Here is a 16,253-nt window from a genome sequence, read left to right as displayed (position 1 = left end):
CGAATTCTCTAAGGGTGCATGGCAATGGTGGCGATCTATACGTGACTGCCTACCGAAATTCAGTCGCCAAGGTTATCGCTAACCGAGCCTTGAGCGCACCAACCGCAGGCAAAGGGTTGGCCTATTTTTTCAATACGTTGCGCCGGGTCCAGCACCCACGCGCGCGATTGCCACGGTGGCTGGTGACGCAGGTGCTGAGTGTGGCCACAGGAAAGCTCGGCCACCCAGTGACCGTCCTCGTCCTGATGGAAGCCGGTAATCGTCGAATCCCGTTTGTCCGGGTTGTGTTCGCTTTCGCGCGTTTGCTTCGCTAAACTTGGTCTTTCTATATTCTTCTGCAAAAGGTCTCGCCCCATGCTGATCGCCGCCAATAAGGCTGTCTCCATCGACTATACCCTGACCAACGACGCTGGTGAGGTCATCGACAGCTCCGCCGGCGGCGCTCCGCTGGTCTACCTGCAAGGCGCAGGCAACATCATCCCGGGCCTGGAAAAAGCCCTGGATGGCAAAGCTGTTGGTGACGAACTGGAAGTTTCCGTTGAACCGGAAGACGCTTACGGCGAATACGCTGCCGAACTGGTCAGCACCCTGAGCCGCAGCATGTTCGAAGGCGTTGACGAGCTGGAAGTTGGCATGCAGTTCCACGCTTCGGCGCCGGACGGCCAGATGCAAATCGTCACCATCCGTGACCTGGACGGCGACGACGTCACTGTCGACGGCAACCACCCATTGGCCGGTCAGCGCCTGAACTTCAAAGTGAAGATCGTTGCTATCCGTGATGCCAGCCAGGAAGAAGTCGCTCATGGTCACGTCCATGGCGAAGGTGGCCATCAGCACTGATTTTCTGCGCTAAGCTTCGAGTACTGGAGAGGCGCCTGCGGGCGCCTTTTTTAGTCCGCGGCTGTCCTTGGTGGTCTCGCCAAGTGGCTGTTTCGAGTAGAACACGGGAATCTGGAGTTCGTCATGAGTGCTTTTCACGATCTTAAGTTGACAGCCCTGGATGGTCAGGAGCTACCGCTGGCGCCCTTCAAGGGCCAAGTCGTGCTGGTGGTCAACGTCGCCTCCAAATGCGGGTTGACCCCTCAGTACGCGGCGCTGGAAAACCTCTATCAGCAATTCAAGGGTAAAGGCTTCAGTGTATTGGGCCTGCCGTGCAACCAGTTTGCCGGTCAGGAGCCAGGCACCGAACAGGAAATCCAGGATTTCTGCAGCCTCAACTATGGCGTGACGTTCCCTTTGTCGAGCAAGCTCGAAGTCAATGGTCACGAGCGTCATCAGCTCTATCGGCTGCTGGCGGGCGAGGGCGCGGAGTTTCCTGGTGACATCACCTGGAATTTCGAGAAGTTCCTGCTTGGCAAGGACGGTCGCGTGCTGGCCCGGTTCTCGCCGCGCACGGCGCCGGATGATCCGACCGTGATTGCTGCAATCGAGAAAGCGCTGGGCTAAAACCATCAAGATCAAGAGATCGTCCGATCGCGGCCCGAGCCTTCGGCAGCTCCTACAGGGGACTGCTGGGGCTGCGATCTTTTCGTTTCTATGCCTTAATCATTCAGATCAATAGTGCTGTTCAAGGCGCTTGCCGATCAATATTATCGCCGTCATAAAGTCATTCCCTGCGGAGTCTTCCCATGCCGGTTCAAGCCCTGTTCAAACCGTTCCACCTCGGCACTCTCGAACTGCCGACCCGTGTAGTCATGGCACCGATGACCCGTTCGTTTTCTCCGGGTGGCGTGCCGAACTCCAAAGTCATCGAGTATTACCGTCGTCGCGCTGCTGCTGGCGTCGGCCTGATCATCACTGAAGGCACCACCGTCGGCCATATTGCGTCCAACGGTTACCCGAATGTGCCGCAGTTCTTTGGTGAAGCACCCTTGGCCGGTTGGAAAAAAGTCGTCGACGCGGTACATGCCGAGGGCGGCAAGATCGTTCCGCAGCTGTGGCACGTCGGTAGCGTGCGCCGCATCGGCACCGAACCGGACGCCAGCGTGCCGGGTTATGGTCCGTCGGAAAAACTCAAGGACGGTCAGGTCGTAGTGCACGGCATGACCAAGCAGGACATCCAGGACGTGATCGGCGCCTTCGCCCAAGCGGCCAAGGATGCCCAAAGCATCGGCATGGACGGCGTGGAAATCCACGGCGCCCATGGTTATCTGGTCGACCAGTTCTTCTGGGAAGGCAGCAACCAGCGCACTGACGAATACGGCGGCAGTCTGGCCAACCGTTCGCGCTTTGCCATCGAGCTGATTCAGGCTGTGCGTGCAGCCGTCGGCGAGGGTTTCCCGATCATCTTCCGTTTCTCGCAATGGAAACAGCAGGATTACACCGCACGGCTGGTGCAAACCCCGGAAGCCTTGGGTGAATTCCTCAAGCCGCTGTCCGACGCTGGCGTGGACATTTTCCATTGCTCGACGCGGCGTTTCTGGGAGCCGGAATTCGACGGCTCCGAGCTGAACCTGGCTGGCTGGACGCGTAAGCTGACCGGCAAACCGACCATCACTGTCGGCAGCGTAGGCCTGGATGGCGAGTTCCTGCAGTTCATGGTCAACACCGACAAGGTCGCAGAGCCGGCCAGTCTGGAGAACCTGCTCGAGCGTCTGAACAAAGAGGAATTCGATCTGGTCGCGGTGGGGCGCGCACTGCTGGTCGATCCGGATTGGGCACTGAAAGTGCGCGAAGGGCGTGAGCAGGACATTCTGCCGTTCAGCCGTGAAGCGTTGATGACGCTGGTTTAAGCGGCGCCATTACTGACCCCTTCGCGAGCAGGCTCGCTCCCACAGGTTTCGCCGGTATTCACAAATCCTGTGTTCACTGGAGATCCCTTGTGGGAGCGAGCCTGCTCGCGAAGGTGGCTTCAAGACCAGTAAAAATCTATGGCAATGTCTGTGCATTAGGGACAACCTGCTCCCCGACGCACGCCCCGCGCAAATGCCCTTCAAACTGCTCGATAATCGCCGCCCACCCCTGGCGACTCGCATGCTGGCGAGCATTCAGGCGCACGCAGCGCAACGTTTCATACTTCTCCAGCAACCACGCCGCCGCATCGCAAAACGCCTCTTCATCGCCCGGCATCGCCAGCACGCCGCTGTAGCCGTGGCGAATATGCTGCGCCGCCGCTGCCTGATCGTAGGCCACCACGCCAAGCCCTGACGCCAGCGCTTCGAGCACGACATTGCCAAAGGTTTCGGTCAGGCTCGGAAACAGAAACACATCGCCGGACGCATAGTGCGCGGCCAACGCTTCACCGCGCTGCGACCCGCAGAAAATCGCCTCGGGCAGATCTTTCTCCAGCGCCATGCGTTGCGGCCCGTCACCGACCACGATCAGCTTCAGAGTGCGCTGTGGATAAGTGTCGCGCAGCTTTTCAAAGCAGCGTTTGAGCAAACCAAGGTTTTTCTCTGGCGCGAGCCTTCCTACGTGAATCACCGCAATATCGCGCTCGCCCAGTCCCCATTGCTCACGCAGGGCGTTCAGGCGTTTGGCCGGGTGAAACAACTGGCTGTCCACACCGCGGGACAGCAACGCCAGTCGCTCGAAATGCCGTCGCTCCAGTTCAAGTCGCTGACTGATACTCGGCACCAGTGTCAGCGCCGAACGGTTGTGGAACCAGCGCAAATAATGCGTCAGGAGCCGCGTCAGCAAGCCGAGGCCGTACTGGCTGGTGTATTGCTGGAAATTGGTATGGAAGCCACTGACCACCGAAATCCCCAGACGCCGCGCCGCTCGCAACGCCGACAGACCGAGCGGGCCTTCAGTGGCGATGTACAGCACGTCCGGACGCTGGTGCTTCCAGCGCCGCAGCAACTTGTGCATCGACGACTGGCCCCATTGCAATCCTGGATAGCCCGGCAGCGGCCAGCCCCGGCACAGGAGCAAGCCATCGTCTTCAGTACGCTGCGGATCGTCGGCCTGACGTGGGCGTATCAGGTCGACACGATGTCCACGCGCGCGCAGTCCATCGCACAAGCGGCCAAGGGTATTGGCCACGCCGTTGATTTCCGGTGGGAAGGTTTCGCTGATCAGAGTGATATATAGAGCTGTCGTCATGACCTCAGTGTCGGCTGAGGCCATGTCGTGCTTGTGACGTTCGGATGATGGATTTGTGACGGGCTGTTTTTGAGCGCCTCAGCGCTGAGTCACCAGATTCTCGGCACCGCGCTCACGCACCCAAAACAGCGTCGCCCCGGCCACCGCGGCCGGCATCATCAGGATGTTGACCACCGGAATCAGCAGCACCAGATACACGATCCCGCCGAAGCTCATGCTCTGCCAGCGCTTCTCGCGCAGCCAGGCGAGCATCTCGTTCCAGCCCAGTTTGTGGTTGTCCGCCGGGTAGTCGATGTACTGGATCGCCATCATCCACACGCCGAACAACAGCCACAGCGGCGCGGCGATGATGTTCACCACGGGGATGAACGAGAGAATGAACAGGCCGAGCGCCCGAGGCAGGAAGTAGCCGAGTTTGCGCATTTCCCGGGCCAGGGTACGCGGGACCATGGCGACCAGCTCACCCCAGCTGAAGGCCGGGAAGTCGTCGGTGCCACGCACCACCACTTCGACTTTTTCCGCGAGGAAACCGTTGAACGGCGCAGCAATGATATTGGCCAGCATGGTGAACGTGAAAAACACCATCAACGCCACCAGCACCACGAACAGCGGCCACAGGATGTAACTGAGGAAACTCAGCCACTCGGGCAGCGATGGCATCAGCGTGTCGACCCACAGGCTGAACTGGTGGCCGGCCAGATAGATCAATCCGACGAACAGCACAAGGTTGATCGCCAGCGGCAGCAACACGAACAGGCGCAGGCCGGGACTGAGAACCAGTTTGAGGCCTTCACGCAGGTATTGCGGGCCAGACAGAACAGGGGCGGGCATAGGGTGCTCCGAGCAAGGGAAAACGCGCCGACCTTACCGACTTTGCACCACGTGCGAAAGCGCGGCAGAGCGATCGACATTCACTGTAACAAAGACGTCCATCTCGTCAGTGTCTCGGCATAGAGACCACCTATGAGCTGGATTGTTAAACCGTATTTCCTTAATCTTGCCCCCCTCGATACGCTGCACCCAACTTTTTACAGGACTGTCGAGCTAATGCCTTCCCCAAGGTTATCCACAGTCCTTTTTTATTCCGCCGGCAGTCCGGCGTCCGCGCCAGCTGTATTGGCCGGTCAACAGGAGCAGATTCATGTCTGAAGTCCGTCATTCGCGAGTGATCATTCTCGGTTCCGGCCCTGCCGGTTACAGCGCTGCGGTGTATGCCGCGCGTGCCAACCTCAAGCCACTGCTGATCACCGGCATGCAGGCTGGCGGTCAACTGACCACCACCACCGAAGTCGACAACTGGCCGGGTGACGTCCACGGTCTGACCGGTCCGGTGCTGATGGAGCGTATGCGCGAGCACGCCGAGCGTTTTGAAACCGAGATCGTTTTCGATCACATCAACGCCGTCGACTTCGCTTCCAAGCCTTACAGCCTGACCGGCGACAGCGCGACCTACACCTGCGACGCCCTGATCATCGCCACCGGTGCCAGCGCTCGTTACCTGGGCCTGCCGTCGGAAGAAGCGTTCATGGGCAAAGGCGTTTCGGCCTGCGCGACCTGCGACGGTTTCTTCTACCGCAACAAACCGGTTGCAGTGGTTGGCGGCGGTAACACCGCTGTTGAAGAGGCCCTGTACCTGGCCAACATCGCCAGCACCGTGACCCTGATCCACCGTCGCGAAACGTTCCGCGCCGAGAAGATCCTGATCGACAAGCTCAACGCTCGCGTGGCTGAAGGCAAGATCATCCTCAAGCTCAACGCCACCCTCGACGAAGTGTTGGGCGACAACATGGGCGTGACCGGTGCACGTCTGAAGAACAACGACGGCAGCTTCGACGAAATCACTGTCGACGGCGTGTTCATCGCCATTGGCCACACTCCGAACACCTCGCTGTTCGAAGGCCAGTTGACCTTGAAAGACGGTTATCTGGTAGTGCAGGGCGGCCGCGACGGCAACGCTACTGCGACCAGCGTAGAAGGCATCTTCGCCGCCGGCGACGTGGCCGACCATGTTTACCGTCAGGCCATCACCTCGGCCGGCGCCGGTTGCATGGCGGCACTGGATACCGAGCGTTACCTGGACGGTCTGCAGAACGCTTCGTTCTAAATCGCAGACATAAAAAAACCGGCCGATTGGCCGGTTTTTTTGTGCTCGGGTTTCAGGTTCAACACAGTTCCAATGTGGGAGCGAGCCTGCTCGCGAATGCGCTGTTTCAGTCGACATCAATGTCGAATGTCAGTCCGTATTCGCGAGCAGGCTCGCTCCCACAGGAATTGGGTTTGCAGCTGAAGTTAGCGGCGGGTCAGGGGCTGGGCGGTGAATTTCACGCCGCCCAGGCCATGCTGGATCAACGCCCGAATATTGCCGTGATCACTGCCCTCAGGCGTGGCCACTACCGAGCGGTAATGCTCGCCGAACGCCAGCAGCGCTTCTTCGTCACTCAAGCCTTCCAGCAGCGCCAGACCCAGAGTCTTGCACGAGCCTTCGTTCTGCCCGGCGGCGTTTTCCACGCCACCGTTGTTGAACGCCTGAGGCTGGTAGTCATAGCCCGCGGCAATGAAGGCCAGGGTGTCGGCGAAAGCGTGTTCGCCGCTCTTGAGGCTGGCGCGCAGGGTGTTCAGGTCACTCATGGGTTTTTCCTTTGGCGAACGCCGCTTGTTGCTCAGCGCTGGCTTCTTGCTGAAATTGGGCTTTCCACTCGGCGTACGGCATGCCGTAAACCACTTCGCGGGCGTCGTCGAGGCTGACCTCGATCTGGCGCTCGTCGGCTTCGGCCTTGTACCACTTCGACAGGCAGTTGCGGCAGAACCCGGCGAGGTTCATCAGGTCGATGTTCTGTACGTCCTTGCGGCTGTCCAGGTGCGCAACCAGTCGGCGGAAGGCGGCGGCTTCGAGTTCGAGGCGTTGTTGCTCGTTCATGGGAGTCTCTGCGAGACAGCTTCAAGCGGCAAGCTTCAAGCTGCAAGATTGGATCGGGTCGGGTCGGCTGTTAGCTTACCGCTTGAAGCTTGAAGCTTGAAGCTTGAAACTTGAAGCTCAGCGGCTTGCCGCGAGCGTGATTGACACCGACTCGGCAAATCGTAGCGCGTGCGGCTTGTCGACTTCGACTTCGGCGTACAGCACCGATGCGTTGGTCATCACCAGATCGAGCAATTCCTGGGTCAGGCGCTCGAGCAGGGCAAAACGATTGCCCTCGACGTGGGCGATGATTGCCTTGGTGATGGTGCGGTAATTGAGCGCGTGGTCGATGTCATTGTCACGCACCGCTTCTTGCGCGGCGTAAAGGATGGTCAGGTTGATCAGCACATCCTGCTTGTTGAGGATTTCGTCCTCGTTGATCCCGATAAAGGTACGCAAGCGCAGATCCTTGACCCGGATACGCGCCATTCCCGGCTGAAGTTGTGGCATTTACTTGCTCCGTCCAATCAATTGCAGGAACTCCTGACGGGTGTTGCTCGAGTCGCGGAAGGCGCCGAGCATGACCGAGGTGTTCATGGTCGAATTCTGTTTTTCGACACCGCGCATCATCATGCACATGTGTCTGGCCTCGATGACCACCGCAACACCGGCGGCATCGGTAACCTGTTGCACCGCATCGGCAATTTGCCGGGTGAGGTTTTCCTGAATTTGCAGGCGTCTGGCGAACATGTCCACCAGTCGCGCGATCTTCGACAGCCCCAGCACTTTGCCAGTGGGAATATAAGCCACATGGGCCTTGCCGATGAAGGGCAGCAGGTGATGTTCGCATAATGAATACAACTCGATGTCGGCGACGATGATCATCTCGTCGCTGTCAGAGGCAAACAGCGCGCCATTGACGATCGTGTCCACGCTCTGCTCGTAGCCGTGACACAGGTATTGCATGGCCTTGGCCGCCCGCGCCGGCGTATCGAGCAATCCTTCACGGTCGGGATCTTCACCGAGGCCAATGAGGATTTCACGGTAGTTCTCGGGCAGGGAGCGGGTCATCGAACATCCTCGCGGGACAGCGTTATTTGACGTGCCTTCCGCCATTGACGGTCAGGGTCGTGCCGGTGACGTAAGGGTTGTCGAGCAGGTAGCGCAGGCTCTGGTAGATCACTTCGCTGCCGGGTTCGATGCCCAGCGCGGATTTGGCCAAGGCCTTGGCGCGGTACGCCGCGTCGTCGTCGGGATTGAACAATAGCAGGGCCGGCGCAATGCCGTTGACCTTGATCGCCGGCGCATAACGGGCGGCGAACGACAGGGTCAGGCTGTCGAGCCCGGCTTTGCTGGCGCAATAGGCGATGTGTTTGCTGCTGCCTTTGCGGGTGACATCGTCGCTGATGTGGATGATGTCGGCGGGTGTCGACTGCTTGAGCAGGTCGGCGCAGTGCAGGTTGATCAGATAGGGCGCGAGCATGTGGATGTTGACCATGCGGTTGAACGCTTCGGCTTCGCTGCCCGGGGTTTCCGCGAGCCAGTCGGAGGCGTTATGCACGATTGCCCGCAGGCTGTCGGTGTGGGTGTGCAGTTCGGCGATGAACGCGAGGATGCCTGCTTCGCTGGAGAAATCCGCGAATACCCCGATGGCGCCCAGATCACGCAACGTTTGCACCCCGGGACGATCGCTGCGGTAGGTGAAAATGATGCTGTAGCCGTCTTCGAGCAAACGCTGCGCGCAGTGCAGACCGACGCGTTGGCCGGCGCCAGTGATCAGGATCGGGGCGGAGGTTGTAGTCATGAACGGCTCGCGTCGCGGTGGGTGCAAAAACTATAACAGCGGCGGGCCTGAAAAGATCGCAGCCTTCGCCAGCTCCTGCACTGCGTCAATGTTGCAGCTGTGCAGGAGCACTCGAGTGCAACGAGGCTGCGATCTTTTAGCGGTTCTGCGCGGACGGCGTAACCGGCAGCGGACGCGCTGGCGTGCTGTTTAACCAGTTCGCCAGCAACCGCGTCGACAACGGGATAAAGAAATAAACCATCAGCGGCGTCAGGCACGCCGTGCTGATCAACACTTTCGGCAAAAGGCTCATGTCAGCGAGCAACGGGCCCACGACAAAATTGAACAACAGCGACACCGGGAAGAATGCCAGCCAGATCGCAATCGCCTGTTTCCAGCGCGGCGGGCGCTGGCCGACTACGCTTGTACCGAACCAGCCTTCGATGCCACTGACACGATGCTCTTTGGGGTGGGCAAACAGATCGCTGCCACGATCCAGCCAGGCGGTACGCGAGGCCGAATGCTCCCAGGCATGCAAAGTCTGTTCATCGACAAAACGGAAGATAATCTGGAATTCGTTATCGCCAGGCGGCGGTGCGAGCACGCCGGAGCCCAGATAACCGGGGAAATCGGTGGCCAGTTGTTCGCCTTCGCGCAGCCAGGCGATCAGATCCTGATAGCGGCCATCGGCGACGCGACGCGCAACCATCAGCGTGACGGGGGAAGTAGACATTGTGTATCTCCGTATCTCGATTGCGTCACTCCGGGTAGGAGTTTCGCCTGACGCAAGGCCGGGGTGGAGGCCTGCGCTTTTCAGCAAGCAAGGATTATTCCTGATTTTCGTGTTTAAACCAGAGACTTTCGTCGCATATCTCCACTTGAACGCAAACAGGGCATCAGAGGTAGAATGGGATCCAATTCACAAGACCGGAAGTTGGCCAAATGCCTGTGATGACAGACGCGCACGCTGATTCTCAGACATCTGCTGCGCTTGAGTGCGAGGACCTTTTCCCTATCCGCGAAGTCGCGAAGGTGACAGGGGTCAATCCGGTCACCCTGCGCGCTTGGGAACGTCGCTATGGCTTGATCCAGCCGGTGCGCACCGACAGTGGGCATCGGCTGTATTCGATGACCGAAATCGAGCGTGTTCGCAGCATCGTCGACTGGATTGATCGCGGTGTGGCGGTCAGCAAGATCGGCAAGATCCTCGCCAAGACCGAACCGCTGAAAGTCCTCGCGCACATCATTCCCGATGAACTGGTGCAAGCCGACTATCTGCAATGGCAGGTGCAACTCCAGCAGGCGATCAGCTCTTTCGATGATCAGCTACTGGACCAGGTCTACGGTCAGATCTTTTCTTCTTATGCGTTGCCCGTTGTATTTCAAGACATCCTGATGCCGTTGTGGCTGCAATTGTTGCAGCGTCAGGATGCCTTCGGGCAGACCAGCGAATGGCTGTTCTTTGACGGATTTCTTCGGGCGCGTGTGTTGCATCGGATCATCACCCTGCGTGGCTCGCAACCGCGACGGGTGATCGTCAGTGCACTGGCCGGGCAATGCCGGGAGCTTGAGTTGCTGGTGGCGGCGTTGTTTCTGAGTGGCAATGACTCGGGCGTTCGGGTGTTGACCACCGGCCAGCCGCTCGATGAGCTGACCCTCATTTGCGAAAAGACCAAACCTGACGCACTGGTGCTGTTTTCCAATCACGCCCCGAGTGCCGATTTGCCCCGGCGTCTGAATCGACTCGCCTTGAGTCTTGATTGTCAGCTGATGCTCGCTGGCGATGCGTCTGATCTGGCGCAAGAGAGCCTGGCCGGAACATCAGTGGCGTGCCTGGGTAATGAAGGGGCGAACATGCGTCAGCGCATGACTCAGTTTCTGGCGGGGAAGCTTGATACCTGAGAATCAGGTGTGCAGGGCAGGGTGTGTCAGACGATGTTGCTGCAGGATGAATTGTCGAAGACGCTCGGTTTCGTCGCTGTCTGTCTGGCTGAGCTCGTAGGCGTAGAAACCACTTTCGGTTTCGCGCTCGAAACTGCCGCGCAATGCGATCCGCTCATAACCCGAAGGGCTGAACCAAAGAGCGAAGTGCTTGGGCGGTTTGGTCTTGTTGCGCACTTCCAGCAGTACGCCTTTGTGTGAAACCTCGTGAACCCACAGCGTGCCCGCCTGGCCTTTGGCATTCTCCAGCGCCACTGGCTCTTCAAGTGCCAGCCGCCACGGACGAACCATCGGGCCATCTTCGTAGATGCTTGGCACACCGAGACGCAGGTGCAGCGCATGAAATTCGTCTTCCACCAGATGCAGCGGAAACGTCATTTGCTGGTTTTCGAAGTTGGCCTGAATAGTCACTTGTTCGTGAGCGGCCAGACGTGTGAGCAAATCACGGATTTGCGAACCGCCGTTAACCAGCAGGCTCGACGTCGCATCCCGCACATTGAGCTGCGGGTTGTGCTGCATGGTCTGGATAAAATCCAGCTCATCCTGGGTCAGGAGTGCGTCGCGTTGCATGGCTAACTCGAAAGGAATAGTTACAAAGTCATTGGTGATTGTAGTTAATGACAACAAGTTCGATGGTTTGTTTTAACCGTTTGTCGCTTTCAAAGCGGCGATTTCCGCTTCCAGGGCAGCGACCTTGGCTTCCAGCTGCGCGACACGTTGCTGAGCCTTGACCTGAATCGTCACATCCTTTTGCACGCCGATAAAGTACGTCTGCCCGTCATCGGCATTTTTTACCGTTGAAAGCGACAATTCACTCCAGAACGGCGTGCCGTCCTTGCGGTAGTTACGCAACACCTCCCGGCACGAGCCGTTGGTACGCAATGCTTCGCGGATGAATTTCAGGCTCTCCTGGTCACGGTCTCCGGCCTGCAGAAAACGGCAGTCCTGGTAGAGGGTTTCTTCGCTGGTGTAACCGGTCAGGCGTTCGAAGGCCGGGTTGACGTAAATCAGGATGTTGTCCCGTTCGCCCTCCCTTTCCGCGACCGAAATTCCGTCGTTCGATGCGTTGATCATCATTTGCAGCAAACTGGCGCTGATCATCCGTGATTCCCCTCAGAGCTGTCAGTGGCACGCATTCTAGAAGATCGGCGATGCCTGTCCATAGGCCATCAGCGCTCATTGAGAGCGAATCGCAACTTCACGGCTGAGGCTGTTACTATCGCCGTTCTTTTTTTCAGCTTCAGGATCAGATTGATGAAAGTCGCCATCCTCTCCGGTTCGGTCTACGGCACCGCCGAAGAAGTCGCCCGCCACGCCCAGAACCTGCTGAAAGCCGCTGGCTTTGAAACCTTCTACAGCTCGCGCGCCAGTCTGGCCGAGGTTCAGGCTTTCGCGCCTGAAGCGTTTCTCGCCGTGACCTCGACCACCGGCATGGGCGAGTTGCCGGACAACCTGCAACCGTTGTATTCGATGATCCGCGATCAATTGCCGGCCGCCTGGCGTGGTTTGCCCGGTGCGGTGATTGCGTTGGGCGATGCGAGTTACGGCGACACCTTCTGCGGTGGCGGTGAGCAAATGCGCGAACTGTTTTTCAGCGAGCTCGGCCTGCGTGAAGTGCAAGACATGCTGCGCCTCGATGCCAGCGAAAGCGTCACCCCGGAAACCGACGCCGAGCCGTGGCTGGCGGATCTGATCGGCGCGCTCAAGGGCTGATCGCCCGCTCGCGCAGCAGCGCCAGCCAGGCTTGCGCGGCCTTCGACAGATAGGCGCCGTGGCGCCAGATGAAAGCGATGTCCCAGCGCAAATAATCCGGCGCTCGCAAGGCCAGGCGTACGACGCCTGGTCGCACCAGACCGCGCGCCACGACGCTGGGCAACAGCACCACGCCTTGCCCGGCGGCGACCAGCGCCGCGAGAAAATCCGCCTGACCACTGCGCCCGCCTTCCTTGGGCGTAAAGCCCATTTGCTGACACGCCTGGAGCAAGCGGTCATTGAGCACGAAGCTGCGTTGATACAGCAGGAACGGCGTGTCGGCCAACTCCTCCAGCCCGATCTCGCCCCGATTCGCCAGTGGATGATCCACCGGCAGCAGGGCGTCGAGTTTTTCGTCACAAAACGGCTGACAGTCGAACTGCGCATCCTTCGGCATCAGGCTGCCGCCCAACTCCAGTTCGCCACTCAACACCGCTTGCTCGATGTTGCGACTGCCGCCCTCAAGCAACTGAATGCTGATGTTCGGATAGCGCCGTCGGTATTCGGCGAATGCTCCGGCGAACAGCGCATCGCTGCCCAGCAACGGCAAACCGAGGCGCAGTTCCCCACGCGCCAGCTGACTCAGGTCATCCAGTTCGCTGAGCAACTCATTACGCAGACGCAGCATGCCTTCGGCGCGTTGCAATACCACGCTGCCGGCGGCCGTCAGGCGCAGTTGTGAGCCAAGGCGCTCAAGCAATGGCGTGCCAATGCTTTGCTCCAGTTGTGCGACCTGTTTGCTCACAGCCGACTGGCTGATGTGCAAGGTTTTTGCGGCTTGAGTGAAGCCGCCCTGATGCATGACTTCGACAAAACTGCGCAGCTGTTTGAATTCCATAAGCGGATTCCATTTTGGAATGGTTGTGAGTCTAACAATTCGCTTTAGGGATGGTAGAGCGCTTCGTAAAATGAGCCTCTGTAAGGAGCTGATCATGAACACCGCTACCCTCAAATACCTTTCCCGTCTGGTGACCGAACTCGCCGTGCTGCTCGGTCTTTACCTGCTCGGCTGTCAGCTGGCGGTATGGCTGGCCTGGCCCATTCCCGGGGGTGTTATCGGCATGGTGCTGTTGCTGCTCGCTTTCGCTTTCGGTTGGGTCAAACCGGCGGCATTGCAATTGGGCGCTGGCTTGCTGATGGCCGAGATGTTGCTGTTCTTCATTCCTGCGCTGATGAGTCTGCTCGATTACGGCACTTTGCTGCGCAATGACGGCTGGCGGATCCTGCTGGTCATTGCTGCCAGCACGTTGATGGTGATGCTGGTGACCGCGTTCACCGTGGAACTGGCCGTGCGCATGAGGCGTTCCCATGAAACTTGAACTGATGCCGATGTTCTGGCTGGCCTTCACGTTGTTGGCTTACCTGTTCAGCCGCTGGATTTATCGCCGCACCGGGCGTTATCTGTTGTCGCCGCTGATTCTGGTGCCGGCGCTGCTGCTGGCGCTCGCCGTGCCGCTGCACACCGCTTACGCCGAATATTCGAGCAACACCCACTGGCTGATGCTGGTGCTCGGTCCTGTTACCGTCGCCTTCGCCGTGCCGATCTGGCAGCAGCGGCGCTTGTTGATGCGGCACTGGTCGGCGTTGCTGCTGGGCATGCTGGCCGGCAGTGCTGCGTCGATCGCGACTTCGTTCGGCCTGGCCAAGGCGCTGGCGCTCGACAGTTCGGTGACGATGTCACTGGTGCCGCGCTCGATTACCACGCCGTTTGCTATGCCTATGGCCCAGGATCTGGGGGGCGTGCCGGAACTGACCGCGGTGTTCGTGATGTTCACTGGCGTGTTTGGCGCGATGCTCGGTGGCGTGTTGCTGAAGTGGCTGCCGTTGCGCAGTGCCTTGGCGCGCGGCGCGCTGTTTGGTGTCGGTGCGCACGGCGCCGGTGTCAGCCGGGCCCATGAAGTGGGTGGCGAAGAAGGCTCCGTGGCGGGCCTGGTGATGGTCTTGACCGGCTTGCTTAATTTATTCGCCGCACCTTTGTTGGCGTCGTTGCTTTGACATGGATCCAAGGAGTTTGCATGGCTGACCCGTTCAGTCATCAAGCTGGCTGGCAATGCAACTACGCGATCGACTGCGCCGACTAGACTGCTGACACGAGCAGAACAATAAGAACGCAGAGGTGCACACAGTGAGCGTAGCCCCCGTCCAGTCGTCCCTTAATGTCAAAGAGCAGGTCAGCGCCGCCGAGTGGCAGACCCGCGTCGATCTCGCCGCTTGCTATCGTCTGGTCGCGTCGCATGGCTGGGACGATCTGATCTTCACGCACATTTCTGCCAAGGTGCCCGGCACCGAAGATTTTCTGATCAATCCGTTCGGCCTGATGTTCCACGAAATCACCGCGTCGAGCCTGGTGAAAGTCGATCAGGCCGGCAACAAACTCATGGACAGCCCATACGAAATCAACCCGGCCGGCTACACCATCCACAGCGCCGTGCATGAAGTGCGGCACGATGTGGTTTGCGTGCTGCATACGCACACTGCTTCGGGCGTGGCGGTGTCGGCGCAAAGGCAAGGCGTGTTGCCGATCAGCCAACAGTCGCTGTTCGTGCTGTCGAGCCTGGCGTATCACGGCTATGAGGGCGTGGCGCTGAACCACGAAGAGAAGGCGCGCTTGCAGGCCGACCTTGGCGAGAACAATTTCCTCATGCTGCATAACCACGGTCTGCTGACCTGTGGCGGCACCATCGCTGATACCTTCCTGATGATGTTCACCTTCCAGCGCGCCTGCGACATTCAGGTGATGGCCCAGACCGGCGGCGCTGAACTGATCGCCATCGAACCGCAGATTCTGGCAGGCGCCAAGGCAATGATCGCCGGCGTGACCAAAAGTGCTCAAGGCATGGGTGGAGCGCTGGCCTGGCCGGCTCTGCTGCGCAAACTCGATAAACACGACCCTGGATATAAACTCTAATGCCTCTTGCCGAGATTCCACTGTGTGTCTGGCGTAAACGCAGCCAGACGTTTGTCTTTCGAGGTCAGACGATCCGTTACTGGATGACGGGGCAGGGTGAGCCGCTGCTGCTGATCCATGGCTTCCCGACCGCCAGTTGGGATTGGCATTACCTGTGGCAACCACTGGCCCAGCGTTATCGAATGATCGCTTGCGACATGCTGGGTTTCGGCGATTCGGCCAAACCGGCCAATCACCGCTACAGCCTGCTTGAGCAGGCCGATCTGCAACAGGCGTTGCTCGCGCATTTGCAGGTCGAACAGCCTGTTCACATCCTCGCTCACGATTATGGCGATAGCGTCGCGCAGGAGCTGCTAGCCCGGCACTACGAAGACAAGATCGAGATTGCCAGTTGCGTGTTCCTCAACGGTGGTTTGTTTCCGGAAACCCATCGTCCGGTACTGATGCAAAAACTGTTGCTCAGCCCATTGGGCTGGATGATCGGCCGTGCCTTTACCCGCGATGCACTGGTGAAAAGCTTTCGCCAGATTTTCGGTCCGCAGACAGGGCCGACCGAGAGCGAGCTGGACGACTTCTGGAGCCTGGTCGACAGCAATCACGGCCCGCGCATCATGCACAAGCTGATTAACTACATCCCCGAACGGCGGGTGCAGCGTGATCGTTGGGTGGCTGCGATGCAGCGCGGCGAAGTGCCGATGCGGGTCATCGATGGTGAATTCGATCCGATTTCGGGTGCGCACATGGTCGAGCGCTACCGGGAGTTGATACCGGATGCCGACACCGTGCTGTTGCCGAATATTGGCCACTATCCGCAGATCGAAGCGCCGGTGCAGGTGCTCAGGCACTACCTGGCGTTTCGTGACCGTTTTGCGCTGCCACCGCGCAAAGTGGCGTGTTCCTGACAGATCTTTTGGTCTTTTAATTGCGCT

At 59.2% G+C, this 16,253-nt stretch carries 22 protein-coding genes; 10 read left to right on the top strand and 12 right to left on the bottom strand.

Annotated elements, in window-relative coordinates:
- Nucleotides 1-59 precede the first annotated feature (59 nt).
- The gene (locus JJD74_RS02705) at nucleotides 60-386 is read right to left on the bottom strand and encodes a DUF3565 domain-containing protein (RefSeq protein ID WP_200611123.1); all 327 of its coding nucleotides are present in this window, start codon (nucleotides 384-386) and stop codon (nucleotides 60-62) included.
- On the opposite strand from JJD74_RS02705, the gene JJD74_RS02700 reads away from it, so the two are divergent.
- The 3 genes from JJD74_RS02700 to JJD74_RS02690 all read left to right on the top strand — a co-directional run bounded on the left by JJD74_RS02700 (nucleotide 355) and on the right by JJD74_RS02690 (nucleotide 2,732).
- Nucleotides 355-840 (top strand): FKBP-type peptidyl-prolyl cis-trans isomerase, encoded by a 486-nt coding sequence (locus tag JJD74_RS02700; protein ID WP_042557688.1) that lies wholly within the window; start codon nucleotides 355-357, stop codon nucleotides 838-840. The two genes, JJD74_RS02705 and JJD74_RS02700, sit on opposite strands and share 32 nt — an antisense overlap.
- Before the next feature lie 123 nt (nucleotides 841-963).
- Nucleotides 964-1,446: a glutathione peroxidase gene (locus JJD74_RS02695; protein WP_042557689.1), complete on the top strand. Its 483-nt coding sequence runs from the start codon at nucleotides 964-966 to the stop codon at nucleotides 1,444-1,446.
- Nucleotides 1,447-1,628: 182 nt separating this feature from the next.
- Nucleotides 1,629-2,732: an NADH:flavin oxidoreductase gene (locus JJD74_RS02690; protein ID WP_042557690.1), complete on the top strand. Its 1,104-nt coding sequence runs from the start codon at nucleotides 1,629-1,631 to the stop codon at nucleotides 2,730-2,732.
- 136 nt (nucleotides 2,733-2,868) lie between these two features.
- Here JJD74_RS02690 and JJD74_RS02685 read toward each other — a convergent pair whose 3' ends face one another.
- Both JJD74_RS02685 and cysZ read right to left on the bottom strand, forming a co-directional pair.
- On the bottom strand, nucleotides 2,869-4,068 hold the full coding sequence (locus JJD74_RS02685) for a glycosyltransferase family 4 protein (RefSeq protein ID WP_200611121.1): 1,200 nt from the start codon (nucleotides 4,066-4,068) through the stop codon (nucleotides 2,869-2,871).
- A gap of 54 nt (nucleotides 4,069-4,122) precedes the next feature.
- Nucleotides 4,123-4,875, bottom strand: coding sequence for a sulfate transporter CysZ (gene cysZ / locus JJD74_RS02680; protein ID WP_047299788.1), 753 nt, complete (start codon nucleotides 4,873-4,875; stop codon nucleotides 4,123-4,125).
- Nucleotides 4,876-5,185: 310 nt separating this feature from the next.
- On the opposite strand from cysZ, the gene trxB reads away from it, so the two are divergent.
- Entirely contained in the window at nucleotides 5,186-6,148 is a 963-nt protein-coding gene (gene trxB / locus JJD74_RS02675) for a thioredoxin-disulfide reductase (protein ID WP_042557693.1), read from the top strand.
- Between the two features lie 185 nt (nucleotides 6,149-6,333).
- Here trxB and JJD74_RS02670 read toward each other — a convergent pair whose 3' ends face one another.
- The 6 genes from JJD74_RS02670 to JJD74_RS02645 form a co-directional block, all read right to left on the bottom strand.
- Complete coding sequence (locus JJD74_RS02670; RefSeq protein ID WP_200611118.1) at nucleotides 6,334-6,672, bottom strand: HopJ type III effector protein; 339 nt, start codon at nucleotides 6,670-6,672, stop codon at nucleotides 6,334-6,336.
- A complete protein-coding gene (locus JJD74_RS02665) occupies nucleotides 6,665-6,961 on the bottom strand; it encodes a DUF1244 domain-containing protein (RefSeq protein ID WP_042557694.1) in 297 nt (98 codons plus the stop codon). The genes JJD74_RS02670 and JJD74_RS02665 overlap by 8 nt, the downstream gene beginning before the upstream one ends.
- A gap of 117 nt (nucleotides 6,962-7,078) precedes the next feature.
- Nucleotides 7,079-7,450: a dihydroneopterin triphosphate 2'-epimerase gene (gene folX, locus JJD74_RS02660; RefSeq protein WP_016771653.1), complete on the bottom strand. Its 372-nt coding sequence runs from the start codon at nucleotides 7,448-7,450 to the stop codon at nucleotides 7,079-7,081.
- Nucleotides 7,451-8,011, bottom strand: coding sequence for a GTP cyclohydrolase I FolE (folE, locus tag JJD74_RS02655; protein WP_042557695.1), 561 nt, complete (start codon nucleotides 8,009-8,011; stop codon nucleotides 7,451-7,453).
- Between the two features lie 22 nt (nucleotides 8,012-8,033).
- The gene (gene folM / locus JJD74_RS02650) at nucleotides 8,034-8,744 is read right to left on the bottom strand and encodes a dihydromonapterin reductase (RefSeq protein WP_115147447.1); all 711 of its coding nucleotides are present in this window, start codon (nucleotides 8,742-8,744) and stop codon (nucleotides 8,034-8,036) included.
- Nucleotides 8,745-8,880: 136 nt separating this feature from the next.
- Nucleotides 8,881-9,456, bottom strand: a complete 576-nt coding sequence (locus JJD74_RS02645; RefSeq protein WP_042557697.1) for an antibiotic biosynthesis monooxygenase — start codon at nucleotides 9,454-9,456, stop codon at nucleotides 8,881-8,883.
- Between the two features lie 209 nt (nucleotides 9,457-9,665).
- Between JJD74_RS02645 and JJD74_RS02640 the strand changes: the two genes are divergently transcribed.
- Nucleotides 9,666-10,625, top strand: a complete 960-nt coding sequence (locus JJD74_RS02640) for a MerR family transcriptional regulator (protein ID WP_042557698.1) — start codon at nucleotides 9,666-9,668, stop codon at nucleotides 10,623-10,625.
- A gap of 3 nt (nucleotides 10,626-10,628) precedes the next feature.
- On the opposite strand, the gene JJD74_RS02635 is transcribed toward JJD74_RS02640, so the two are convergent.
- Together JJD74_RS02635 and JJD74_RS02630 are read right to left on the bottom strand one after the other, a co-directional pair.
- A complete protein-coding gene (locus tag JJD74_RS02635; protein ID WP_042557699.1) occupies nucleotides 10,629-11,234 on the bottom strand; it encodes a hypothetical protein in 606 nt (201 codons plus the stop codon).
- A gap of 72 nt (nucleotides 11,235-11,306) precedes the next feature.
- Nucleotides 11,307-11,765: a PAS domain-containing protein gene (locus tag JJD74_RS02630; protein ID WP_042557700.1), complete on the bottom strand. Its 459-nt coding sequence runs from the start codon at nucleotides 11,763-11,765 to the stop codon at nucleotides 11,307-11,309.
- A 153-nt stretch (nucleotides 11,766-11,918) separates the two neighbouring features.
- Here JJD74_RS02630 and JJD74_RS02625 point away from each other — a divergent pair, with 153 nt between their 5' ends.
- The gene (locus tag JJD74_RS02625) at nucleotides 11,919-12,377 is read left to right on the top strand and encodes a flavodoxin (RefSeq protein ID WP_042557701.1); all 459 of its coding nucleotides are present in this window, start codon (nucleotides 11,919-11,921) and stop codon (nucleotides 12,375-12,377) included.
- On the opposite strand, the gene JJD74_RS02620 is transcribed toward JJD74_RS02625, so the two are convergent.
- The gene (locus JJD74_RS02620) at nucleotides 12,367-13,254 is read right to left on the bottom strand and encodes a LysR family transcriptional regulator (protein WP_047299793.1); all 888 of its coding nucleotides are present in this window, start codon (nucleotides 13,252-13,254) and stop codon (nucleotides 12,367-12,369) included. The two genes, JJD74_RS02625 and JJD74_RS02620, sit on opposite strands and share 11 nt — an antisense overlap.
- 94 nt (nucleotides 13,255-13,348) lie before the next feature.
- Here JJD74_RS02620 and JJD74_RS02615 point away from each other — a divergent pair, with 94 nt between their 5' ends.
- The 4 genes from JJD74_RS02615 (at nucleotide 13,349) to JJD74_RS02600 (ending at nucleotide 16,226) form a co-directional block, all read left to right on the top strand.
- Nucleotides 13,349-13,735 carry a CidA/LrgA family protein gene (locus tag JJD74_RS02615; RefSeq protein ID WP_042557703.1) on the top strand — a complete coding sequence of 129 codons (387 nt, stop codon included), beginning with the start codon at nucleotides 13,349-13,351 and terminating at the stop codon, nucleotides 13,733-13,735.
- Nucleotides 13,725-14,411, top strand: coding sequence for an LrgB family protein (locus JJD74_RS02610; protein ID WP_200611115.1), 687 nt, complete (start codon nucleotides 13,725-13,727; stop codon nucleotides 14,409-14,411). The genes JJD74_RS02615 and JJD74_RS02610 overlap by 11 nt, the downstream gene beginning before the upstream one ends.
- Before the next feature lie 130 nt (nucleotides 14,412-14,541).
- Nucleotides 14,542-15,324 carry a class II aldolase/adducin family protein gene (locus JJD74_RS02605; protein ID WP_042557705.1) on the top strand — a complete coding sequence of 261 codons (783 nt, stop codon included), beginning with the start codon at nucleotides 14,542-14,544 and terminating at the stop codon, nucleotides 15,322-15,324.
- Nucleotides 15,324-16,226, top strand: a complete 903-nt coding sequence (locus JJD74_RS02600) for an alpha/beta fold hydrolase (protein ID WP_200611110.1) — start codon at nucleotides 15,324-15,326, stop codon at nucleotides 16,224-16,226. The genes JJD74_RS02605 and JJD74_RS02600 overlap by 1 nt, the downstream gene beginning before the upstream one ends.
- Nucleotides 16,227-16,253: the final 27 nt, after the last annotated feature.

Source organism: Pseudomonas sp. MF6776, from assembly GCF_016613125.1.
Taxonomy (GTDB): Bacteria; Pseudomonadota; Gammaproteobacteria; order Pseudomonadales; family Pseudomonadaceae; genus Aquipseudomonas; species Aquipseudomonas iridis.
The sequence above is the reverse complement of the archived record's forward strand: the minus strand, read 5'-3'. Positions and strand labels throughout refer to the sequence as shown.

Coding starts and splice junctions, on each gene's coding strand:
- JJD74_RS02630 (WP_042557700.1), bottom strand. CDS start 11,765: ATGATCAGCGCCAGTTTGCTGCAAATGATGATCAACGCATCGAACGAC.
- JJD74_RS02615 (WP_042557703.1), top strand. CDS start 13,349: ATGAACACCGCTACCCTCAAATACCTTTCCCGTCTGGTGACCGAACTC.
- JJD74_RS02685 (WP_200611121.1), bottom strand. CDS start 4,068: ATGGCCTCAGCCGACACTGAGGTCATGACGACAGCTCTATATATCACT.
- JJD74_RS02705 (WP_200611123.1), bottom strand. CDS start 386: ATGGAGACAGCCTTATTGGCGGCGATCAGCATGGGGCGAGACCTTTTG.
- JJD74_RS02665 (WP_042557694.1), bottom strand. CDS start 6,961: ATGAACGAGCAACAACGCCTCGAACTCGAAGCCGCCGCCTTCCGCCGA.
- folE (WP_042557695.1), bottom strand. CDS start 8,011: ATGACCCGCTCCCTGCCCGAGAACTACCGTGAAATCCTCATTGGCCTC.
- folM (WP_115147447.1), bottom strand. CDS start 8,744: ATGACTACAACCTCCGCCCCGATCCTGATCACTGGCGCCGGCCAACGC.
- JJD74_RS02625 (WP_042557701.1), top strand. CDS start 11,919: ATGAAAGTCGCCATCCTCTCCGGTTCGGTCTACGGCACCGCCGAAGAA.
- JJD74_RS02600 (WP_200611110.1), top strand. CDS start 15,324: ATGCCTCTTGCCGAGATTCCACTGTGTGTCTGGCGTAAACGCAGCCAG.
- JJD74_RS02635 (WP_042557699.1), bottom strand. CDS start 11,234: ATGCAACGCGACGCACTCCTGACCCAGGATGAGCTGGATTTTATCCAG.
- JJD74_RS02695 (WP_042557689.1), top strand. CDS start 964: ATGAGTGCTTTTCACGATCTTAAGTTGACAGCCCTGGATGGTCAGGAG.
- trxB (WP_042557693.1), top strand. CDS start 5,186: ATGTCTGAAGTCCGTCATTCGCGAGTGATCATTCTCGGTTCCGGCCCT.
- JJD74_RS02645 (WP_042557697.1), bottom strand. CDS start 9,456: ATGTCTACTTCCCCCGTCACGCTGATGGTTGCGCGTCGCGTCGCCGAT.
- JJD74_RS02610 (WP_200611115.1), top strand. CDS start 13,725: ATGAAACTTGAACTGATGCCGATGTTCTGGCTGGCCTTCACGTTGTTG.
- JJD74_RS02700 (WP_042557688.1), top strand. CDS start 355: ATGCTGATCGCCGCCAATAAGGCTGTCTCCATCGACTATACCCTGACC.
- JJD74_RS02670 (WP_200611118.1), bottom strand. CDS start 6,672: ATGAGTGACCTGAACACCCTGCGCGCCAGCCTCAAGAGCGGCGAACAC.
- JJD74_RS02640 (WP_042557698.1), top strand. CDS start 9,666: ATGCCTGTGATGACAGACGCGCACGCTGATTCTCAGACATCTGCTGCG.
- JJD74_RS02620 (WP_047299793.1), bottom strand. CDS start 13,254: ATGGAATTCAAACAGCTGCGCAGTTTTGTCGAAGTCATGCATCAGGGC.
- folX (WP_016771653.1), bottom strand. CDS start 7,450: ATGCCACAACTTCAGCCGGGAATGGCGCGTATCCGGGTCAAGGATCTG.
- JJD74_RS02690 (WP_042557690.1), top strand. CDS start 1,629: ATGCCGGTTCAAGCCCTGTTCAAACCGTTCCACCTCGGCACTCTCGAA.
- cysZ (WP_047299788.1), bottom strand. CDS start 4,875: ATGCCCGCCCCTGTTCTGTCTGGCCCGCAATACCTGCGTGAAGGCCTC.